At 73.1% G+C, this 18632-nt stretch carries 19 protein-coding genes and 5 tRNA genes; 6 read left to right on the top strand and 18 right to left on the bottom strand.

The features are described 5' to 3' along the window. Nucleotides 1–13: 13 nt before the first annotated feature. Nucleotides 14–1645: a DAK2 domain-containing protein gene (locus tag ABTX81_RS30940; RefSeq protein ID WP_350552468.1), complete on the bottom strand. Its 1632-nt coding sequence runs from the start codon at nucleotides 1643–1645 to the stop codon at nucleotides 14–16. 300 nt (nucleotides 1646–1945) lie between these two features. Here ABTX81_RS30940 and rpmB point away from each other — a divergent pair, with 300 nt between their 5' ends. Next, nucleotides 1946–2131 carry a 50S ribosomal protein L28 gene (gene rpmB, locus ABTX81_RS30935; protein ID WP_073813963.1) on the top strand — a complete coding sequence of 62 codons (186 nt, stop codon included), beginning with the start codon at nucleotides 1946–1948 and terminating at the stop codon, nucleotides 2129–2131. Between the two features lie 135 nt (nucleotides 2132–2266). Here the strand turns inward: rpmB and thiD are convergent, their stop codons facing one another. The 3 genes from thiD to ABTX81_RS30920 form a co-directional block, all read right to left on the bottom strand. Continuing rightward, the gene (thiD, locus tag ABTX81_RS30930) at nucleotides 2267–3064 is read right to left on the bottom strand and encodes a bifunctional hydroxymethylpyrimidine kinase/phosphomethylpyrimidine kinase (protein ID WP_350552465.1); all 798 of its coding nucleotides are present in this window, start codon (nucleotides 3062–3064) and stop codon (nucleotides 2267–2269) included. Nucleotides 3065–3081: 17 nt separating this feature from the next. Next, entirely contained in the window at nucleotides 3082–4107 is a 1026-nt protein-coding gene (locus ABTX81_RS30925) for a 6-phosphofructokinase (RefSeq protein WP_350552462.1), read from the bottom strand. 141 nt (nucleotides 4108–4248) lie between these two features. After that, nucleotides 4249–5214, bottom strand: a complete 966-nt coding sequence (locus ABTX81_RS30920) for a thiamine-phosphate kinase (RefSeq protein WP_350552459.1) — start codon at nucleotides 5212–5214, stop codon at nucleotides 4249–4251. A 219-nt stretch (nucleotides 5215–5433) separates the two neighbouring features. Here ABTX81_RS30920 and ABTX81_RS30915 point away from each other — a divergent pair, with 219 nt between their 5' ends. Together ABTX81_RS30915 and ABTX81_RS30910 are read left to right on the top strand one after the other, a co-directional pair. Then, nucleotides 5434–5667 carry an Lrp/AsnC family transcriptional regulator gene (locus tag ABTX81_RS30915; protein WP_344334132.1) on the top strand — a complete coding sequence of 78 codons (234 nt, stop codon included), beginning with the start codon at nucleotides 5434–5436 and terminating at the stop codon, nucleotides 5665–5667. A gap of 20 nt (nucleotides 5668–5687) precedes the next feature. Beyond that, complete coding sequence (locus ABTX81_RS30910) at nucleotides 5688–6206, top strand: DUF3515 domain-containing protein (protein WP_350552455.1); 519 nt, start codon at nucleotides 5688–5690, stop codon at nucleotides 6204–6206. A 66-nt stretch (nucleotides 6207–6272) separates the two neighbouring features. Here ABTX81_RS30910 and ABTX81_RS30905 read toward each other — a convergent pair whose 3' ends face one another. The 3 genes from ABTX81_RS30905 to ABTX81_RS30895 all read right to left on the bottom strand — a co-directional run bounded on the left by ABTX81_RS30905 (nucleotide 6273) and on the right by ABTX81_RS30895 (nucleotide 9397). Further along, complete coding sequence (locus ABTX81_RS30905; RefSeq protein WP_350552452.1) at nucleotides 6273–7415, bottom strand: D-alanine--D-alanine ligase family protein; 1143 nt, start codon at nucleotides 7413–7415, stop codon at nucleotides 6273–6275. A 156-nt stretch (nucleotides 7416–7571) separates the two neighbouring features. Beyond that, nucleotides 7572–8573, bottom strand: coding sequence for an NAD(P)H-dependent glycerol-3-phosphate dehydrogenase (locus ABTX81_RS30900; protein ID WP_350552449.1), 1002 nt, complete (start codon nucleotides 8571–8573; stop codon nucleotides 7572–7574). Continuing rightward, nucleotides 8570–9397 carry a lysophospholipid acyltransferase family protein gene (locus ABTX81_RS30895; protein ID WP_350552446.1) on the bottom strand — a complete coding sequence of 276 codons (828 nt, stop codon included), beginning with the start codon at nucleotides 9395–9397 and terminating at the stop codon, nucleotides 8570–8572. The genes ABTX81_RS30900 and ABTX81_RS30895 overlap by 4 nt, the downstream gene beginning before the upstream one ends. 214 nt (nucleotides 9398–9611) lie before the next feature. Between ABTX81_RS30895 and cofC the strand changes: the two genes are divergently transcribed. Beyond that, complete coding sequence (gene cofC / locus ABTX81_RS30890) at nucleotides 9612–10307, top strand: 2-phospho-L-lactate guanylyltransferase (protein ID WP_350552443.1); 696 nt, start codon at nucleotides 9612–9614, stop codon at nucleotides 10305–10307. 43 nt (nucleotides 10308–10350) lie between these two features. Further along, entirely contained in the window at nucleotides 10351–10572 is a 222-nt protein-coding gene (locus tag ABTX81_RS30885) for a hypothetical protein (protein WP_350552441.1), read from the top strand. A 136-nt stretch (nucleotides 10573–10708) separates the two neighbouring features. Here ABTX81_RS30885 and ABTX81_RS30880 read toward each other — a convergent pair whose 3' ends face one another. The 4 genes from ABTX81_RS30880 to leuC form a co-directional block, all read right to left on the bottom strand. Beyond that, nucleotides 10709–11434: an HU family DNA-binding protein gene (locus ABTX81_RS30880; protein ID WP_350552438.1), complete on the bottom strand. Its 726-nt coding sequence runs from the start codon at nucleotides 11432–11434 to the stop codon at nucleotides 10709–10711. A 133-nt stretch (nucleotides 11435–11567) separates the two neighbouring features. Next, nucleotides 11568–11915: an SCO5555 family protein gene (locus ABTX81_RS39735; RefSeq protein WP_502892895.1), complete on the bottom strand. Its 348-nt coding sequence runs from the start codon at nucleotides 11913–11915 to the stop codon at nucleotides 11568–11570. 183 nt (nucleotides 11916–12098) lie between these two features. Further along, nucleotides 12099–12695, bottom strand: a complete 597-nt coding sequence (leuD, locus tag ABTX81_RS30870; protein WP_350552436.1) for a 3-isopropylmalate dehydratase small subunit — start codon at nucleotides 12693–12695, stop codon at nucleotides 12099–12101. Nucleotides 12696–12700: 5 nt separating this feature from the next. Then, nucleotides 12701–14122 (bottom strand): 3-isopropylmalate dehydratase large subunit, encoded by a 1422-nt coding sequence (gene leuC, locus ABTX81_RS30865; RefSeq protein ID WP_350552433.1) that lies wholly within the window; start codon nucleotides 14120–14122, stop codon nucleotides 12701–12703. Nucleotides 14123–14353: 231 nt separating this feature from the next. Here leuC and ABTX81_RS30860 point away from each other — a divergent pair, with 231 nt between their 5' ends. Then, a complete protein-coding gene (locus ABTX81_RS30860; RefSeq protein WP_030306825.1) occupies nucleotides 14354–15067 on the top strand; it encodes an IclR family transcriptional regulator in 714 nt (237 codons plus the stop codon). A gap of 159 nt (nucleotides 15068–15226) precedes the next feature. Here ABTX81_RS30860 and ABTX81_RS30855 read toward each other — a convergent pair. The 7 genes from ABTX81_RS30855 to ABTX81_RS30825 form a co-directional block, all read right to left on the bottom strand. Beyond that, a tRNA-Gln gene (locus ABTX81_RS30855) sits at nucleotides 15227–15301 on the bottom strand. Between the two features lie 48 nt (nucleotides 15302–15349). Then, nucleotides 15350–15422: transfer RNA gene (locus ABTX81_RS30850), tRNA-Glu, on the bottom strand. Nucleotides 15423–15448: 26 nt separating this feature from the next. Then, a tRNA-Glu gene (locus ABTX81_RS30845) sits at nucleotides 15449–15521 on the bottom strand. 27 nt (nucleotides 15522–15548) lie between these two features. Then, nucleotides 15549–15621, bottom strand: a tRNA-Glu gene (locus tag ABTX81_RS30840). 42 nt (nucleotides 15622–15663) lie between these two features. Continuing rightward, nucleotides 15664–15735 (bottom strand) — tRNA-Gln (locus ABTX81_RS30835). A 228-nt stretch (nucleotides 15736–15963) separates the two neighbouring features. Then, a complete protein-coding gene (gltX, locus tag ABTX81_RS30830) occupies nucleotides 15964–17460 on the bottom strand; it encodes a glutamate--tRNA ligase (protein ID WP_350552431.1) in 1497 nt (498 codons plus the stop codon). Beyond that, nucleotides 17453–18253, bottom strand: coding sequence for a fumarylacetoacetate hydrolase family protein (locus ABTX81_RS30825; RefSeq protein WP_350552428.1), 801 nt, complete (start codon nucleotides 18251–18253; stop codon nucleotides 17453–17455). The genes gltX and ABTX81_RS30825 overlap by 8 nt, the downstream gene beginning before the upstream one ends. Nucleotides 18254–18632 lie beyond the last annotated feature (379 nt).

Genomic DNA, 18632 nt, shown 5'->3' with positions numbered 1-18632 from the left:
ACAAACCCGGCGCTCACTCCACGCCGATCAGCAGCGGCGCCGACTCCTGGCCGCCGTGGAAGACCACCGCGTCCACCTCGGGGCGGCTGTGCCGGGCGTGCGCGACCAGGCCCTCGGCCAGGCCCTCGGGGGCGCCCTCGCCGAGGATCAGGGTGACCAGTTCGCCGCCCCCGCCGAGCATCCGGTCCAGCACGCTCTCGCCGACCTCGGCCAGCCCGGCGCCGATCACCGCGACGTCCCCGTCGATCAGGCCCAGCACGTCGCCGGCCTGGCAGACCCCGGCCATGGTCCAGGACTCGCCCTCGGCGACGGCCAGTTCGGCGTACCGGGTGGCGCCGGCCGCCGAGGTCATGGCGACCACGTCCTCGTCGAAGCGCCGCCCGGTCTCGTGCACGGCGAGCGCGGCCAGGCCCTGCACCGGCGAGCGGGTGGGCAGGACGGCGATCCGCACGCCCTCCTCGCGCAGCTGGTCGGCGGCGGCGCCGGCGGCGGCCCGCAGTTCGGGGTCGTTGAGCAGCAGCACCACCTCGCGGGCGGCGGCCCGGCGCACCGCGGCGGTGAGTTCGGCGCTGGCCGGCGGACGGCCGGGCTCGGCGTGCAGGGCGACAGCGCCGGCCTGCTCGCAGAGCTCGGCGAGGCCCTCGCCGGAGACCACCGAGAGCACCGCGCGGGCCGGGCGCTCGGGCTCGCCGCGGTCGTCGGCGGCGCCGGAGCGGGCGGCGGCCTCGGCGAAGTGGGTGATCCGGATCTGGTGCGGGCGCCCGGCCTCGACCCCGGCCTCGACGGCGGCGCCCGCGTCGTCGACGTGGACGTGCACGTTCCACAGGCCGTCGCCGCCGCCGACCACCAGCGAGTCGCCGAGCGCCCCGAGGCGTTCCCGCAGCGCGGGCAGCGCCTCGTCGGGCGCGTCCAGCAGGTAGATCACCTCGAACGCCGGGTGGCCCGGCCCCGGCGGCCGCACATGCGCCTCGCAGCTCTCGACCCGGAGGATGTCGCCCCGCAGCGCCACCGGCCCCATCGGCTGGTGCCCGGCCACCGCGTCGGCGAGGGCCCCGAGGACGGCGACCAGGCCGCGGCCGCCGGCGTCCACCACCCCGTTCTCGGCGAGCACGGCCAGCTGCTCGGGGGTGTGCCGCAGCGCCTCGCGGGCGGCCCGGTAGGCGGCCTCGGCGACCTGCCCGAGCCCGTCGCCGGCCCGGCCGGCCTCCCGGGCTGCGATCCGGGCGACGGTCAGCAGGGTGCCCTCGACCGGCTCGGCGACGGCCTGGTAGGCGGCGTCGGAGGCCCGCTGGAGGGCGGCCTTCAGCTGGTCGGCCCCGCCGCCGTCGGCGAGCTTCTCGGCGGTGCCGCGCAGCCACTGGGCGAGGATCACCCCGGAGTTGCCGCGGGCGCCGACCAGGGCGCCGCGGGCCATCGCCCGGGCGGTCTCGGCCAGGCCCGGCGCCGGACCGGGGCCCGGGGCGGCGAACCGGCTCTCCACCTCGGCGGCGGCCGACTCCACGGTCAGGTACAGGTTGGTGCCGGTGTCGCCGTCCGGGACGGGGTAGACGTTGAGTGCGTCGATCTCCTCGCGGGCCTGGCCGAGCGCGCGCAGCGCCAGTTGGCACCAGCTGCGCACGGCCGGGGCGTCGAGCGTGTGCAGCACCAGGTCTCCTCGGGAGTGGGACGCCGTGACGGCCTGAGGGGCAGCAACACATTCAGGCAGCGGCGAGGGGTGGTACCCGCAGGTTATCGGGGGCGGGAAGGCGGCGGCGGACACGGCGGCCGGAGCGATCACCCGGCCGGTCATGGTAGTTTCGTTGAACGGAAGCAAGCGTTGTATGCTCTTCCGGTTGCCTGGAACAGGTCCAGGCTCACCCCTTGGTCCGGTTCGGTTCACGTGAGTGCTCCGCTGGTCTGGCGGGGTTGTCTCATGTAAATGATCTGAAGTCTTGGAGTGACTCCTGTGGCTGCCAACTGCGACGTCTGCGGCAAGGGGCCGGGCTTCGGCAACAGCATCTCCCACTCGCACCGCCGTACCCCCCGTCGCTGGAACCCCAACATCCAGACGGTGCGCGCTGTGGTTGGGCGGACGCCGAAGCGGCTCAACGTCTGCACCTCGTGCATCAAGGCCGGTAAGGTCTCGCGCTGACGCGCAGACCGGCATGCCGGTCCTCCAGTGAGCCGGTTCATCCTCGGGTGAACCGGCTTTCTGTTGTTCCGGCATGCGATCGACCTGCTGTGGGCGGGCCCCCGGGCCCGCCCACGGTCGTTTCCGGCGCCGGACTCAGCGCCAGCGCCAGGCGTGGTCGACCGGCCCGATGCCGGAGCCGAGCGCGAAGCCGCCGGCGATCGCGCCGGTGATGTACTCCTTCGCCGAGGCCACCGCGGCGGGCAGCTCCTCGCCCTTGGCCAGGCCGGCGGCGATCGCGCTGGCCAGGGTGCAGCCGGTGCCGTGGGTGTGCCGGTTGTCGTAGCGCGGCGCCCGGTACCAGTGCTCCTCCCCCGCGCCGCCGTACAGCAGGTCGGCCGCCTCGCCGGCCAGGTGCCCGCCCTTGACCAGCACCCAGCGCGGCCCGAGGTCGAGCATCGCCTTGGCGGCGTCCAGCATCCGCGACTCGTCCTCGACCACCCGGCCGGTGAGCTGCGTCACTTCGTGCAGGTTGGGCGTGGCGAGGGTGGCGACCGGCAGCAGCTTCTCCCGGACGGTGGCGACGGCCTCGGCGGCGAGCAGCGCGTCGCCGTGCTTGGAGACCCCGACCGGGTCGACCACGACCGGCGCGTCGACCCCGGCCAGCAGCTCGGAGACGGTCTCGACCAGTTCGATCGAGGCGAGCATGCCGGTCTTCACGGCCTGGACGCCGATGTCGTCGACCACGCTGCGGAACTGGGCGCGGACGGCCTCGGCGGGCAGCTCCCAGTAGCCCTGGACGCCGAGCGAGTTCTGCGCGGTGACGGCGGTGATCACGCTCATGCCGTGCACGCCGAGGGCGAGCATCGCCTTGAGGTCGGCCTGGATGCCGGCGCCGCCGCCGGAGTCGGAGCCGGCGACCGTGAGAACGCGGGGAGGTGCGATGGAAGGCATGCGCCCAACCTACGCGGTCACAGCACCGCCTCGGACTCCGCCCAGTGGCTCTCGGGGACGGTCTTGAGCCTGGTCACCGCGTCGGCGATCGGCACCATCCGGATGCCGCCCCGGCGCAGCGCGGTGAAGTGGCCGAACTCGCCCCGGTGGACGGCCTCCACGGCGTGCCAGCCGAACCGGGTGGCGAGCACCCGGTCCCGGGCGGTGGGGGTGCCGCCGCGCTGGACGTGGCCGAGGATGACCGGGCGGGCCTCCTTGCCGAGCAGGTTCTCCAGCTCGTGGGCGAGGCGGGTGCCGATCCCGCCGAAGGTCCGGTGCCCGAACCGGTCGATCTCGCCGTGGTCGAAGCTCATGGTGCCGGGCGTCGGGCAGGCCCCCTCGGCGACCGCGATGATGGCGAACTTCTTGCCGCGGGCGAACCGGTCCTCGACCAGCCGGGCCACCGCCTCGATGTCGAACGGCTTCTCCGGGATCAGGATGCCGTGCGCGCCGCCCGCCATGCCGGCGGTCAGGGTGATCCAGCCGGTGTGACGTCCCATCAACTCCACGACCATGACCCGCTGGTGCGATTCGGCGGTGGTCTTGAGCCGGTCGATCGCCTCGGTGGCGACGTGCACCGCGGTGTCGAAGCCGAAGGTGACGTCGGTGGCGTCGATGTCGTTGTCGATGGTCTTCGGGACGCCGACCACCGGCAGTCCGGCCTCGCTGAACATCCGCGCGGCGGTGAGGGTCCCCTCGCCGCCGATGGCGATCAGCGCGTCGATGCCGATGTCGCGGGCGAGGGTCCTGGCGTTCTCCACCGCCCACTGGATCCGCTCGCGCCGCACCCGGGCGGAGCCGAGGATGGTGCCGCCGAGGGTGAGCAGGCCGGTGACGTCGTCGTGCGAGACCGGACGGGTGCGGCCCTCGATGAGACCGAGGAAGCCGTCCTCGATGCCGACGATCTCGTCACCGTGCACATCGGTTCCCCGGTGCACCACGGAACGGATCACCGCGTTCAGGCCGGGGCAGTCGCCGCCGCTGGTCAGGACTCCGATTCGCATGGTGGTGGGCTCTCCCCGCTCGAAGTGGTTCAGACCATAGTGGTCCAGACCACCAGGGAAAGCCGGGCGGCCGGGCCGTGGGTCCAGCCTACGCACCCCCGGCCGGACGGCCGCCCACCGCCGCCCGGCACGGACCGGTCGTCACTCCGCGAAGTGGTCCCAGCCGCCGACCCGGTCCCAGGCCTCGCCGTCCACCGTCACCCGGCCGCCGCGGGCCGCCCGCGCCCGGCCGACGACCTCGCCCACCACCCGCCAGCGGGCGGGCAGTTGGACCCCGCGCGGGAAGGTCGCGGCGATCGCGTGGTCCTCGCCGCCGGACAGCACCCAGACCAGCGGGTCGACCCCGACCGCCTGGCCGATGTCCGCCATCTGCGCCGGCACGTCGAAGTCGGCCGCCCGCAGGTCGATGTCCACCCCGCTCGCCCCGGCCACGTGCCCGAGGTCGGCGACCAGCCCGTCGCTCACGTCGATCATCGAGGTGGCGCCCAGCTCCGCCCCGGCCGGCCCCGCGTGGTACGGCGGCTCCGGACGGCGGTGCGCCTCGACGAAGGCCCGCGGCGAGCGGAACCCGCGCTGCAGCACCGTCAGGCCGGCCGCCGACCAGCCGAGCCAGCCGGTGACCGCGACCACGTCACCCACCTGGGCACCGGCGCGCGTCACCGGCGCGCGCCCCTGAAGGTCCCCGAGCGCCGTGATGGCCAGCGTGATGGTCTCCCCGCGCACCACGTCGCCGCCGACCACCGTCGCGCCGGCCACCTGGCACTCGTCCCGCAGCCCGTCCATCAGCTCGGTGGCCCAGGTGGTCGGCAGGTCCGCCGGCGCGACCAGGCCGAGCAGCAGCGCGGTCGGCACCGCGCCCATCGCGGCCACGTCGGCGAGGTTCTGCGCGGCCGCCTTGCGGCCCACGTCGTACGCGGTGGACCAGTCCCGGCGGAAGTGCCGGTTCTCGATCAGCACGTCCGTGGTGGCCACCACCCGGCCGTCCGGGGCCTTCACCACGGCGGCGTCGTCACCCGGGCCGAGGTCGACCGCGTCGGTGAGCGGTACCCGGGCGGTCAGCTCCCTGATGAGTCCGAACTCGCCGAGCTCGCCCACGGTCCCCTGCATCTGCCGTCCTCTCGGTTGCGCCCGGCCGGGCGCGTACGTCCTGCGGCCACGCCGCCTCCGCGCGCAGCGTACGCCCTTCGGGGGCGCACGGGTCTCCCCTCCCCGGCCCGCCGGGAGGTAGCGTGGTGATCAGTCTGCCGTGAGCCCCTCATCCCACCCCGCGCGCCACCGGGCGGTCACGGCGGCGATCCCCGTACCCAGCCGCCGGGAGGTCCCCCCATGGTCCAGGCCTACATCCTGATTCAGACCGAGGTCGGCAAGGCCAGTGCCGTCGCCGAGTCCATCGCCAAGATCCCCGGTGTCATCCAGGCCGAGGACGTCACGGGCCCGTACGACGTGATCGTCCGGGCCGAGGCCGACACCGTGGACGACCTCGGTCGTCTGGTGGTCGCGAAGGTCCAGCAGATCGAGGGAATCACCCGTACCCTCACCTGTCCCGTCGTCCACCTGTAAGACGCGCTTACCATCGGCGGGTGACCCGAGAACTCCGCGCCCCCCGCTTCCTGTCGGCGCTGCCGGCCCCCGTCCGGTGGCTGGCGGTGCCGACCGCGCTCGCCTGCACCGTCGTCGTGCTGATCGGCAGCTGGGGCCCGCCCGCCGACCCGGATATCGAGACGCCCGAACCGCGCGGCAAGGCCGCCGAGTACTGCCGGGCGCTCGCCGCCGGGCTCCCTCAGGAACTGCTGGGCCACGCCCGCAAGGACCCGTCCCCGGCCTCCCCGTACGTCGCCGCCTGGGCCTCCTCGCCGCGCATCGTGCTGCGCTGCGGCGTACCGCACCCCGAGGGGCTGGTCGACGAGAAGCAGGAGGAGATCGCGCCGACCATCAACGACGTCACCTGGTGGCCCGAGCCGCTCGGCGACGGCGGCTACCGGTTCACCGCCACCCAGCGCGCCGCCTTCGTCGAGGTGACCGTGCCCGGCGGGGCCACCGGCAACCCGCTGGACGCCGCCGCCGCGCTCTCCGACCTGGTCAAGGTCGCCATCCCCTGACCGCGCCCGGCACACACGGAGGGCGGTCCCGGCGTTCCGGGACCGCCCTCCGTGTGTGGCACCGAGTCAGCGCAGACCGGTCGGGCGGCGCAGCGCCGCCTGGAGCAGCCGGTCGATCAGCTCCGGGTACGACAGCCCGCTGGCCTCCCACATCTTCGGGAAGGCCGAGATCGGGGTGAAGCCGGGCATGGTGTTGACCTCGTTGACCATCCAGCCGCCGTCGTCCAGCAGGAAGAAGTCGACCCGGGCCAGGCCCTCGCAGCCGAGCGCCTCGAACGCGGCGATCGCCTGCCGGCGGATCTCGGCGGTCTCCTCCGCGGAGAGCTCGGCCGGGATCCGGACCTCGGAGGAGTCGATGTACTTGGCCTCGAAGTCGTAGAACTCGTAGCCGCCGCCGATCAGGATCTCGGCCGGGACGCTGGCCCGCGGGCCGTCCTCGAACTCCAGCACCGCGCACTCGATCTCGCGGCCGGAGACACCCGCCTCGATGATCAGCTTGGGGTCGTGCCGGCGGGCCTCCTCGATCGCGGCGTCCAGGTCGGAGAGGTCCTTGACCTTGGTGATGCCCATGCTGGAGCCGGCCCGGCAGGGCTTCACGAACAGCGGCAGCCCGAGGCCCGAGACCCGCTCGCGGACGGCGGCGCGGCCCTCCTCGGTCTCCCACTCGCGCGGCCGGACCACGGTGTACCGCCCGACGCCCAGACCGTGCGAGGCCAGCAGCCGCTTGGTGAACTCCTTGTCCATGCCCGCCGCGCTGGCGAGCACGCCGTTGCCGACGTAGGGCACGCCGGAGAGCTCCAGCAGACCCTGCAGGGTGCCGTCCTCGCCCCACGGCCCGTGCAGCAGCGGGAAGACCACGTCCACGTCGCCGAGCGCCTTGGGCGCGGCGCCGGGCTCGCTCCAGAGCACCTCGCGACTGCCGGGGCCGACCGGCAGCGCGACCTGGCCCTCGGTGGACTCGGCGACGTGGTCGACGTCCGGCAGCCGGCCGTCGGTGATCGCCATCCGGGCCGGCTCGTCGCTGACCAGCGCCCAGCGGCCCTCGTGGGTGATGCCGATCGGCAGCACCTCGTACGTGTCGCGGTCGATCGCCTTCAGCACGCTGCCCGCGGTCGAGACCGAGATGGCGTGCTCGGAGCTGCGGCCGCCGAAGACGACGGCGACCCGGGGCTTCGCGGACGGGTTCTGGGAGGTCTGTTCGATGCTCATATCGCGACGAAGGGTACCCCGAGCCATGTTTCGGGAAGGTGACCGACCCGAACCGCCCGGCGCCGGTCAGCGCCCCGCAGTGCCGCTCAGTGCCGCTCAGTGCCGCTCCGTGCCGCTCCGTGCCGCTCCGTGCCGCTCCGTGCGGCTCAGTGCCGCTCAGTGCCGCTCGGGCTTGGCCGAGCGGGACATCAGCGCCTGCAGCGCCTCCTGGGTGGGCCGGCCGTTGTGGACGACGTCCACCACCGCCTCGACGATCGGCATGTCGACGCCGCTGCGCCGGGCCAGGTCGAGCACCGACTCGCAGGACTTGACGCCCTCGGCGGTCTGCCGGGTGGCCGCGATGGTCTCGGCGAGCGACATGCCCCGGCCCAGGTTGGTGCCGAAGGTGTGGTTGCGGGAGAGCGGCGAGGAGCAGGTCGCCACCAGGTCGCCCATGCCCGCCAGCCCCGCGAAGGTGTACGGGTCGGCGCCCAGCGCCAGCCCCAGCCGGGTGGTCTCGGCGAGCCCGCGGGTGATCAGCGTCGCCTTGGTGTTGTCGCCCAGCCCCATGCCGTCGGCCATGCCGACCGCCAGGCCGATCACGTTCTTGACCGCCCCGCCGAGCTCGCAGCCGATCACGTCGGTGTTGGTGTACGGCCGGAAGTACGGCGTGTGGCAGGCCGCCTGGAGCCGCTTGGCGACCGTCTCGTCGGTGCAGGCGACCACACTGGCGGCCGGCTGCCGGTTGGCAATCTCCCGGGCCAGGTTCGGCCCGCTGACCACCGCGATCCGCTCCGGACCGACCCCGGCGACCTCGGCGACGACCTCGCTCATCCGCTTGGCGGTGCCGAGTTCGATGCCCTTCATCAGGCTGACCAGGACGGTCTGCGGCTCCAGCAGCGGCGCCCAGGCGGCCAGGTTCTCGCGCAGCGTCTGCGAGGGCACCACCAGCACCGCGAAGTCCGCCCCGGCCAGCGCCTCGGCGGGGTCGGTGGTGGCCCGGACGGACTCCGGCAGCCGGATGCCGGGCAGGTAGTCCGGGTTGGTGTGGGTGGCGTTGACGGCGTCCGCCAGTTCCTGCCGGCGGCCCCAGAGGGTCACCTCGCAGCCGGCGTCGGCGAGCACCATCGCGAAGGCGGTGCCCCAGGAACCGGTCCCCAGTACGGCGCAGCGGGTCACTTGGCGCCCTCCCCGCTCTCGTCGGTGCTCAGGGCCCGGCCGGGTCGGCGGGCCGCCGCGGCGGCGGCCCGCTTCCGGGCGGCCTCCCGCATGTCGTACCGCTCGGCCGGCGGCTCCTCGCCGCGGATGTCGGCCAGCACGGCGGTGATCGCCGCCATGATGTCCTCGGTGGCGTCCCGGAGCACCTGGGCGGTCAGCTCCTGGCCGTGGTACTTGCTCAGGTCGACGGCCGGCCCGGCCGCCACGGTCACCCGGTGCCGGGGGAAGAGGTTGAACTTGCCCTTGCCCGAACCGCCCCTGCCGTACGGCGGGATGATCTCGTGGGCGCCCCAGTGGGCGACCGGGATGACCGGCGCGCCGGTCATCAGCGCCACCCGGGCCACACCGCTCTTACCGGTCATCGGCCACAGGTCCGGGTCCCGGGTGAGCGTGCCCTCCGGATAGAACTGCACGCACTGGCCCCGGTCGACGGCGTCGATGGCCGCCCGGAACGCCTGCGCCGCGTCGGTCGACTCGCGGAACACCGGGATCTGGCCGGTCTTGCGGAGCATGAAGCCGATGAACGGGACCGAGAACAGCGAGGACTTGCCGAGGATCCGCGGCGGCCGGCCGCTGTTGTACTGCCAGTGCGCGTACACCACGGGGTCGATGATCGAGTTGTGGTTGACCGCGGCGATGAAGCCGCCCTCCTTCGGGAGGTGCTCCCAGCCCCGCCAGTCCGGCTTGACCAGGGCGGTCGTCACCGGCTTCACCAGCACGGCCGCGAAGCGGTACCAGAAGCCGTAGTCGGCGTTGCCGAAGCTGGCGTACGAGCGGCGGGCCACCCCAGGTCCTCCTCTATCCGTGCGGCACGCTGCGGTGCCGCGGTCGATCTCGCCGCCGCGACCTCTCGGGGCGCGGGCGCGGAACAGTCTCGCCCGACCGCTCACCGGCTGTCGAGCAACCCCGCCCGCCCACCGCGCGGGCGTGATCAAACGCACGTCCGCACAGCTCGGACGGCCTGGCGAGGGCTCCGGGACCGGCGTCACAATGACGCCGATGACCCAGGACACCGTACGCCCCAGCGGGCCCGTCGCGCCCGCCGCACCCGCCGCCGGCTGGTCGCTGGTGCTACCGCTCAAGCCGCTCGCCCGGGCCAAGTCCCGACTGGCCCCGTTCGCCGGTCCGCACCGCCCCGACCTCGCACTCTGCTTCGCCCTGGACACCGTCACCGCCGCGCTGGCCGCCCCCGGGGTCGGCCGGGTCCTGGTGGTCACCCGGGACGCCGCGGCCGGCGCGCGGCTGGCCGCGCTCGGTGCCCTGGTGGTCGACGACGAGCCCGGGGGCGGCCTCAACGAGGCACTGGCGCACGGCGCGGCGACCGCGCTGGTCCTCGCGCCCCGCGCGCCCCTCGCCGCACTCTCGGCGGACCTGCCGGCGCTGCGCCCGGCCGAGCTGGCCCGGGTGCTAGGCGCCGTCCCCGCGACCGGCCGGGCCTTCCTGCCGGACACCCCGGGACTGGGCACCACCCTGCTGGCCTGCGCCCCGGGCAGCCCGCTCGCCCCCGCGTTCGGGGACGGCTCGCGCGCCCGGCACGCGGCCGGCGGCGCCCGCGAACTGCGGCTGCCCGGCGTGGAGTCGGTCCGCCGGGACGTCGACACCGGGGAGGACCTGGCCGAGGCCCTGGCGCTCGGCGTCGGCCCGCACACCGGCGCCCTGGCCGCCCGCCTCGGCTACCGGCCGGCGCCGCGCTGAGACGGCACCGGGCGTTGTCGGTGGGCCTCGCTATGCTGCTGCCATGCAGGCCACCGCGTTCACCTTCGACCCCGACACCCGGGCCGGCTCCGTGCTGCTCGACGACGGGACCCCGGTGCCGTTCGACGCGGCCGCCTTCGACGCCGGCGGCCTGCGGCTGCTGCGCCCGGGCCAGCGGGTGCGGATCCGCACCGAGGGCACCGGCGAGGCCCGCCGGGTGGTCTTCGTGACGCTGCAGACCTTCCCGGACCCGGCCGCGGGCTGACCCCGGCCCGCCCCCTCCCCGGCCCGCCCCGGTAAATCCCGGAAAAGCGGAGAGCCGTGGCACCGCCCTTCCCGGAATTCCGGGGGTGGGGCGGCGCCACGGCTCTCGAAGGCCGTCCGGCGAGGACGCGCGGTGACTACTTGGCGGAGGTCTTGCGCGCGGTGGTCTTGCGGGTGGCGGTCTTCTTCGCCGGCGCCGTCTTCTTGGCCGTGGCGGTCGCCTTCTTGGCGGTCGCGGTGGTCTTCTTCGCGGCGGCCGTGGTCGTCGCCTTCTTGGCGGCGGCCGTGGTCTTCTTGGTCGCGGTCGCGGTGGTCTTCTTCGCGGCGGCGGCGGTGGTCTTCTTGGTGGCGGTCGCCTTCTTGGCGGCGGCCGTGGTCTTCTTCGCCGGGGTGGCGGCCGTCTTGGTGGCGGTCGCCTTCTTGGCGGCGGCCTTCTTGGCCGGGGTCGCGGCGGCAGCGGCGGCGGCCGTGGCGGCACGCTTGGTGGCGGCCCGCTTGGCGGCCGGGGTCGCGGCGACGCCGCTCTTGCCCGGGGTGAGGGAGCCCTTGGGGGCCTTCTTCACCGAGGGGCCTTCCTTCGGCAGCTTCTTGGCACCGCTGACCAGGTCCTTGAAGCCCTGGCCCGGACGGAAGCGGGGCACCGAGGTCTTCTTGACCTTGACCTTCTCGCCGGTCTGCGGGTTGCGGGCGAAGCGCGCGGAGCGCTCCACCTTCTCAAAGGTGCCGAAACCGGTGACCGAAACCCGGTCGCCGGCCACGACGGCGCGCACCATGGTGTCGAGCACTGCGTCGACGGCCTCTGCGGCAGCCTTGCGACCGCCCAGCTGCTCGGCCACCGCTTCGACAAGCTGAGCCTTGTTCACGTCTTCCCCTTCGGAAACGGGCGCCGGATGATTCCATCCGTTCATTTCGCACGTTAGGTATGTATCTGCGGACTTTCAATTACCAAACGCGCGAATCACCCTAGTGTCGCAATGGATTTGCGCGTCGGCGACCTCAGTGGACGGGCGGGCGCCCCTCGTCGAGGTCCTGCACAAAGCGACTCAACCGCCGCGCCGCCTCCGGAAGATCGCGCTTGGCGGTCTCCGTGACGATGAGCAGTTGACGGGTGAGAGCGGTCTTTGCATCGGCAGACACGTTCAGCGCATGCACGCGGTCGTGAGCTTGCTTCAACCGCTCGGCCACAAGCGCGAAGAGCGCTGCGACTTCCGGGTCGTCCGGCCCCTCAGCAGGTGAGGTTGCGGCGTCCGGCCGATCGTCAATTCGGCGTTCGGATCCCCGGCCCGTGGACTCCGGTGACGCGGGTTGGCCGCCCGCGTACGGAGGTTCATGGTGCCGGTGCATGCACTGATTGTGCCATCTACGCGCAGTTGTGCATGCTGCGGGGCCCTCTGTCGCAAAACCCAATCCCCAATCCAGGGGCGCCGGACGGGCACAACTCGTGGCCCGGAACGGCGGATGGCCCGCCCCCCCGAGGGGGAGCGGGCCATCCGGCGGTTCGTCAGAATGCTTGTTCAGAAGGGGATCTCAGGCCACCGGCAGGGTACGCGGCTTGAACGACGGACGACGCGCCTCGAACGCGGCGATGTCGGCCTCGTCGCGCAGGGTGATGCTGATGTCGTCCAGGCCGTTGAGCAGCCGCCACCGCACGTTGTCGTCCAGTTCGAAGGGCGTGGTCACGCCGCCGGCGCGCACCTCGCGGGCCTCCAGGTCGACGGTGATCTCGGCGGCCGGGTCGGCCTCGACCAGCTCCCAGAGCCGCTCCACGGCCTCCTGCGGGAGGACCACGGTCAGCAGGCCGTTCTTCAGCGAGTTGCCGCGGAAGATGTCGGCGAAGCGCGAGGAGATCACCGCGTGGAAGCCGTAGTTCTGCAGGGCCCAGACGGCGTGCTCGCGGGACGAGCCGGTGCCGAACTCGGGACCGGCCACCAGGACCGTGGCGCCCTGGCGCTCGGGCCGGTTGAGGATGAACGACTCGTCCTTGCGCCAGGCCTCGAACAGACCGCCCTCGAAACCGGAACGGGTGACCTTCTTGAGCCAGTGGGCGGGGATGATCTGGTCGGTGTCGACGTTGCTGCGGCGCAGCGGCACGGCCCGGCCGGTGTGGGTGGTGAACTTCTCCATGCTGCTCAGACCTCCACAGCGGCGTTGGACGCCAGATCGGCGGGGGCCGCCAGTCGGCCCAGGACGGCGGTCGCCGCGGCGACCTGCGGCGAGACCAGGTGGGTGCGCCCGCCCTTGCCCTGGCGGCCCTCGAAGTTGCGGTTCGAGGTCGAGGCGCAGCGCTCGCCGGGGGCGAGCTGGTCGGGGTTCATGCCCAGGCACATCGAGCAGCCGGCGTGCCGCCACTCGGCGCCGGCCTCGGTGAACACCTTGTCCAGGCCCTCCTCGACGGCCTGCAGGGCGACCCGGACCGAGCCGGGTACGACCAGCATCCGCACGCCGTCGGCGATCCGGCGCCCGCGCAGCAGGTCGGCGGCGGCCCGCAGGTCCTCGATCCGGCCGTTGGTGCAGGAGCCGACGAAGACCGCGTCGACCTGCACCTCGCGCAGCGGGGTGCCGGCCTCCAGGCCCATGTAGGCCAGGGCGTTCTCGGCGGCGATCCGCTCCTGCGGGTCGGCGAAGGAGGCCGGGTCCGGCACGGCGGAGCCGAGCGGGGCGCCCTGGCCGGGGTTGGTGCCCCAGGTGACGAACGGGGTCAGCTCGGCGGCGTCGATGAAGATCTCGTGGTCGAAGACCGCGTCCTCGTCGGTGACCAGGGTCTTCCAGTACGCGACCGCGGCGTCCCAGTCCTCGCCCTGCGGGGCGTGCGGACGGCCCTTGAGGTACTCGAAGGTGGTCTCGTCGGGGGCGATCATGCCGGCCCGGGCGCCCGCCTCGATCGACATGTTGCAGACGGTCATCCGGGCCTCCATGGAGAGGCCGCGGATCGCCGAGCCGCGGTACTCCAGGACGTAGCCCTGGCCGCCGCCGGTGCCGATCTTCGCGATGATCGCCAGGATCAGGTCCTTGGCGGTGACGCCGTCGGGCAGCTCGCCCTCGACGGTGATCGCCATCGTCCGGAACGGGGCCAGCGGCAGCGTCTGGGTGGCCAGCACGTGCTCGACCTGGCTGGTGCCGATGCCGAACGCCAGCGCGCCGAAGGCGCCGTGGGTGGAGGTGTGGGAGTCGCCACAGACCACGGTGGTGCCGGGCTGGGTCAGGCCCAGCTGCGGGCCGACCACGTGCACGACGCCCTGCTCGACGTCGCCCAGCGAGTGGATCCGGACGCCGAACTCGGCCGCGTTCTTGCGCAGGGTCTCCAGCTGGACCTTGGAGACCGGGTCGGCGATCGGCTTGTCGATGTCCAGGGTCGGGGTGTTGTGGTCCTCGGTGGCGATCGTGAGATCGGTGCGGCGGACCGTGCGCCCGGCCAGCCGGAGGCCGTCGAAGGCCTGCGGGCTGGTCACCTCGTGGAGCAGGTGCAGGTCGATGAAGAGCAGGTCGGGCTCGCCCTCCGCGCGCCGCACGACGTGGTCGTCCCAGACCTTCTCTGCGAGTGTCCGTCCCATCGGGTTCCCTCCAGCCGGCCGCGTTGCCGGCCTTCTCGTGTGTCGAGGTCGAAGCTGTCGCCGCCCTGTGCGGGCACGCGTCGCGCGACCTGCACGCCGGATCGGTGTCCACGATGCGGACGCCTCGACGGGGCCGCATCCTGGATGTCTCCCGGGCTGCTGCATCCAGAGTGGCGCTTTTCGCGGAAGATTGAACTTGCGTCTCGCGGAATGAGACTGCAGTCTTAGGGCATGGACAACTCTAGCGGCGTCGGCGTGCTCGACAAGGCCGCTCTGGTGCTGAGCGCACTGGAGTCGGGCCCCGCCACGTTGGCGGGGCTGGTCGCCGCCACCGGTCTGGCGCGCCCCACGGCCCACAGACTCGCCGTCGCACTCGAACACCACCGCCTGGTCACCAGGGACATGCAGGGACGTTTCATCCTCGGTCCCCGCCTGTCCGAACTCTCCGCCGCGGCGGGCGAGGACCGGCTGCTCGCCACCGCGGGCCCGGTCCTCACCCACCTGCGCGACGTCACCGGCGAGAGCGCACAGCTCTACCGCCGGCAGGGCGAGATGCGGATCTGCGTCGCGGCCGCCGAGCGGCTCTCCGGTCTGCGGGACACCGTCCCGGTCGGCAGCACCCTGCCGATGAAGGCCGGCTCGGCCGCCCAGGTCCTGCTGGCCTGGGAGGAGCCCGAGCGGCTCCACCGCGGCCTCCAGGGCGCCCGCTTCACCGCCACCGCGCTCAGCGGCGTCCGGCGGCGCGGCTGGGCCCAGTCGATCGGCGAGCGGGAGCCGGGCGTGGCGTCCGTCTCCGCGCCGGTCCGCGGACCCTCCAACCGCGTCGTGGCCGCCGTCTCGGTCTCCGGGCCGATCGAGCGCCTGACCCGCCACCCCGGCCGCCTGCACGCCCAGGCCATCATCGAGGCCGCCAACCGCCTCACCGAGGCCCTGCGCCGCAGCTGACCCCCACCCCGTTCCCCCGCCCCCACTCCCCCACGCATACCGAGAAGGGCCCCGCTCGATGTCGAGCGGGGCCCTTCGGGTCGGCGGGGCCGGCGGAGCCGGTGGGATTCTGTGTCCGGGAAAAGCAAAAAGACCCCGGGAACCGGGGCCTTCCTTTTCTGGCTGGGGTACCAGGACTCGAACCTAGACTAAATGAACCAGAATCACTCGTGCTGCCAATTACACCATACCCCAACGCAAAGCAATCAGCCGATGAGGTGACCCATCGGCTTCTTACTTCGGTACCCCCGACCGGATTCGAACCGGCGCTACTGCCGTGAGAGGGCAGCGTGCTAGGCCGCTACACAACGGGGGCTTCCTGGCGATCCCTTGCGAGATCAGTACCCCCGACCGGATTCGAACCGGCGCTACCGCCTTGAGAGGGCGGCGTGCTAGGCCGCTACACAACGGGGGCTTTCCAGGCGGTTCCTTGCGGAACCAGTACCCCCGACCGGATTCGAACCGGCGCTACTGCCGTGAGAGGGCAGCGTGCTAGGCCGCTACACAACGGGGGCTTGTTCTTGAATTGTACGGTCCGGATGGACTGCGGTACTGCGCTGGGGTACCAGGACTCGAACCTAGACTAAATGAACCAGAATCACTCGTGCTGCCAATTACACCATACCCCACCAGAGTTGAACCCCTGTCGGGGATCCGCTCGGGCTTGCGCCTCCCGCTCCGGCTCCGGCGGGGGGCTTTCGCTCCCTCGTCGTTGCCCTCCCGGGCGGCGCAGAAAGAACATTACCCGACGTCCGCCCCGGCTCCAAAATCGATAACCCCAGGCAGCGGGCAGGGGGCCGTCGGGTGACGTCCGGGGAGGCCGCGGGCCCGGTGCGCGACCGGGCCCGCGGGCGGTTTCAGGCCCCCGGAAGGGCCGCCAGCGCGGCGGTCAGCCGGCGCAGCGTCTCGGGGCGTCCGAGCAGCTCCATCGACTCGAACAGCGGCGGGGAGACCCGCCGGCCGGTCACCGCCACCCGCAGCGGGGTGAAGGCGAACTTCGGCTTGATGCCCAGGCCCTCCACCAGCGCCTCGCGCAGCGCGGCCTGGATCGGCTCCGGGGTGAAGTCGCCGAGCGCCTCCAGCGCCGCGATGCTCGCCTCCAGCACCGGCCGGGCGTCCGCGGTGAGCACCTTGGCGGCGTCGTCCGGGTCGACGGCGAAGTCCTCGGGCGCGACGAACAGGAAGCCGGCCATGCCGACGATCTCGCCGAGCACCACCATCCGCTCCTGGGTGAGCGGCGCCACCTTCGCCAGCAGTTCCAGCTGCCCGTCGGTCGGCTCGGCCGGCAGCAGGCCCGCGGCCTGCAGGTACGGCACCAGGCGGCGGACGAAGTCCTCCGGGGCCAGCCGGCGCAGGTGGTCGGCGTTGATCGCCTCGCACTTCTTCAGGTCGAAACGGGCCGGGTTGGCGTTGACCTTGGTGATGTCGAAGGCCGCGACCAGCTCGTCCATCGTGAAGACGTCACGGTCCTCGGCCAGCGACCAGCCGAGCAGCGACAGGTAGTTGAGCAGGCCCTCGGGGATGAAGCCGCGCTCCCGGTACAGGTTGAGCGAGGCCTGCGGGTCGCGCTTGGAGAGCTTCTTGTTGCCCTCGCCCATCACGTACGGCAGGTGGCCGAAGCGCGGGGTGGTGCCGTCGCCGACGCCGATCTCGGCCAGCGCGGCGTAGAGGGCGATCTGGCGCGGGGTCGAGGAGAGCAGGTCCTCGCCGCGCAGCACGTGGGTGATGCCCATCAGGGCGTCGTCCACCGGGTTGACCAGGGTGTAGAGCGGTGCGCCGTTGGCCCGCACGATGCCGTAGTCGGCGACGTTCTCCGGCTCGAAGGAGAGCGTGCCGCGCACCAGGTCGTCGAAGGCGATCGTGGTGTCCGGCATCCGGAAGCGCAGGACCGGCTCGCGCCGCTCCAGCTTGTAGACGGCGAGCTGGTCGTCCGTCAGGTCCCGGCAGTGGCCGTCGTAGCCGGACGGCCGGCCGGCCGCGCGGGCGGCCTCGCGGCGGGCGTCCAGCTCCTCGGTGGAGCAGTAGCAGTGGTAGGCGTGGCCGGCCTCGTGCAGCCGGCGGGCGACATCCGCGTAGACGTCCATCCGCTGCGACTGGCGGTACGGCGCGTGCGGGCCGCCGACCTCCGGGCCCTCGTCCCAGTCGAAGCCGAGCCACTTCATGGCGTCGAGCAGCTGCCCGTAGGACTCCTCGGAGTCGCGGGCCGCGTCGGTGTCCTCGATCCGGAAGACCAGCGTGCCGCCGTGGTGGCGGGCGAAGGCCCAGTTGAACAGGGCGGTGCGGACCAGGCCCACGTGCGGGTTGCCGGTCGGGGACGGGCAGAAGCGCACCCGCACGGCGGCGGTGTCAGCCACGCTTGACCACCTTGTTGACGAGGGTGCCGATGCCCTCGATGCCGACCGCGACCTCGTCGCCGACGTTGATCGGGCCCACCCCGGCGGGAGTGCCGGTGAGCACGACGTCGCCGGGCAGCAGCGTCATGGCCTCGGAGATGTGCACGATCAGCTCGGCGACCGAGCGGACCATCTGCGAGGTGCGGCCGGCCTGCCGGAGCTCGCCGTTGACCGTGCAGGTGACGGCGAGGTCGGCGGGGTCGAGGTCGGTCTCGATCCACGGGCCGAGCGGGCAGGCGGTGTCGAAGCCCTTGGCGCGGGCCCACTGGCCCTCGCGCTGCTGGATGTCGCGCGCGGTCACGTCGTTGGCGCAGGTGTAGCCGAGGATCACCTCGGGCACCCGGTCCAGCGGCACCTCGCGGCACATCCGGCCGATCACCACGGCCAGTTCGGCCTCGTGCTGGACGTCCGAGGAGAACGGCGGGTAGGCGATGCTCTCGGTCGGGCCGATCACCGAGGTGGACGGCTTGAAGAAGGTCAGCGGGACGTCCGGGACGTCGTTGCCCAGCTCGGCGGCGTGCGCGGCGTAGTTGCGGCCGACCGCGACGATCTTGTTGGGCAGCATCGGGCTGAGCAGCCGGACGTCCTGGAAGCGGTAGCTCTCGCCGGTCGGCTGGGGCTGGCCGAACGGGTGGCCGGCCAGGGCGTGGACCACCAGCGACTCGGGCCGGGCCGGGTCGCCCTCGACCACACCGAAGGAGACGCTGCCGGCGGCAGGGCTCCCTTCCCGGACGGAAAACCTGGCAATGCGCACGGTTGGGCTACCCCTCGCTTCGACGGCCGCCCGGGGCGCGCCCCGGGCGCTGGCGGGTGCCGCGCCCCCTTCGGGCCCGGCCCCGCTCGATCGTTGCCAGGCTATCGCGTGGGCCCTGACCTGGCCCGCCTCAGCCGCCCCGAGCCGAAGGGGCGCGCCGGTGCCGAGAGGGAGAAGGGCCAAGCCGCCGACGAAGGAGGTGGCGCCGCGCCCGCCGACCGTCGGCACCGGACCCGAGCGACCCGGAGGCGAACGGGCGACAACCCCGCCCCGAGCCGAAGGGACGCGCCGGTGCCGAAAGGGAGAAGGGCCAAGCCGCCGACGAAGGAGGTGGCGCCGCGCCCGCCGACCGTCGGCACCGGGCCGGAGCGACCCGGAG

It is taken from the genome of Kitasatospora sp. NPDC097605 (assembly GCF_040302725.1).
GTDB lineage: Bacteria > Actinomycetota > Actinomycetes > Streptomycetales > Streptomycetaceae > Kitasatospora.
This window is presented reverse-complemented; position numbering and strand designations above follow the sequence as displayed.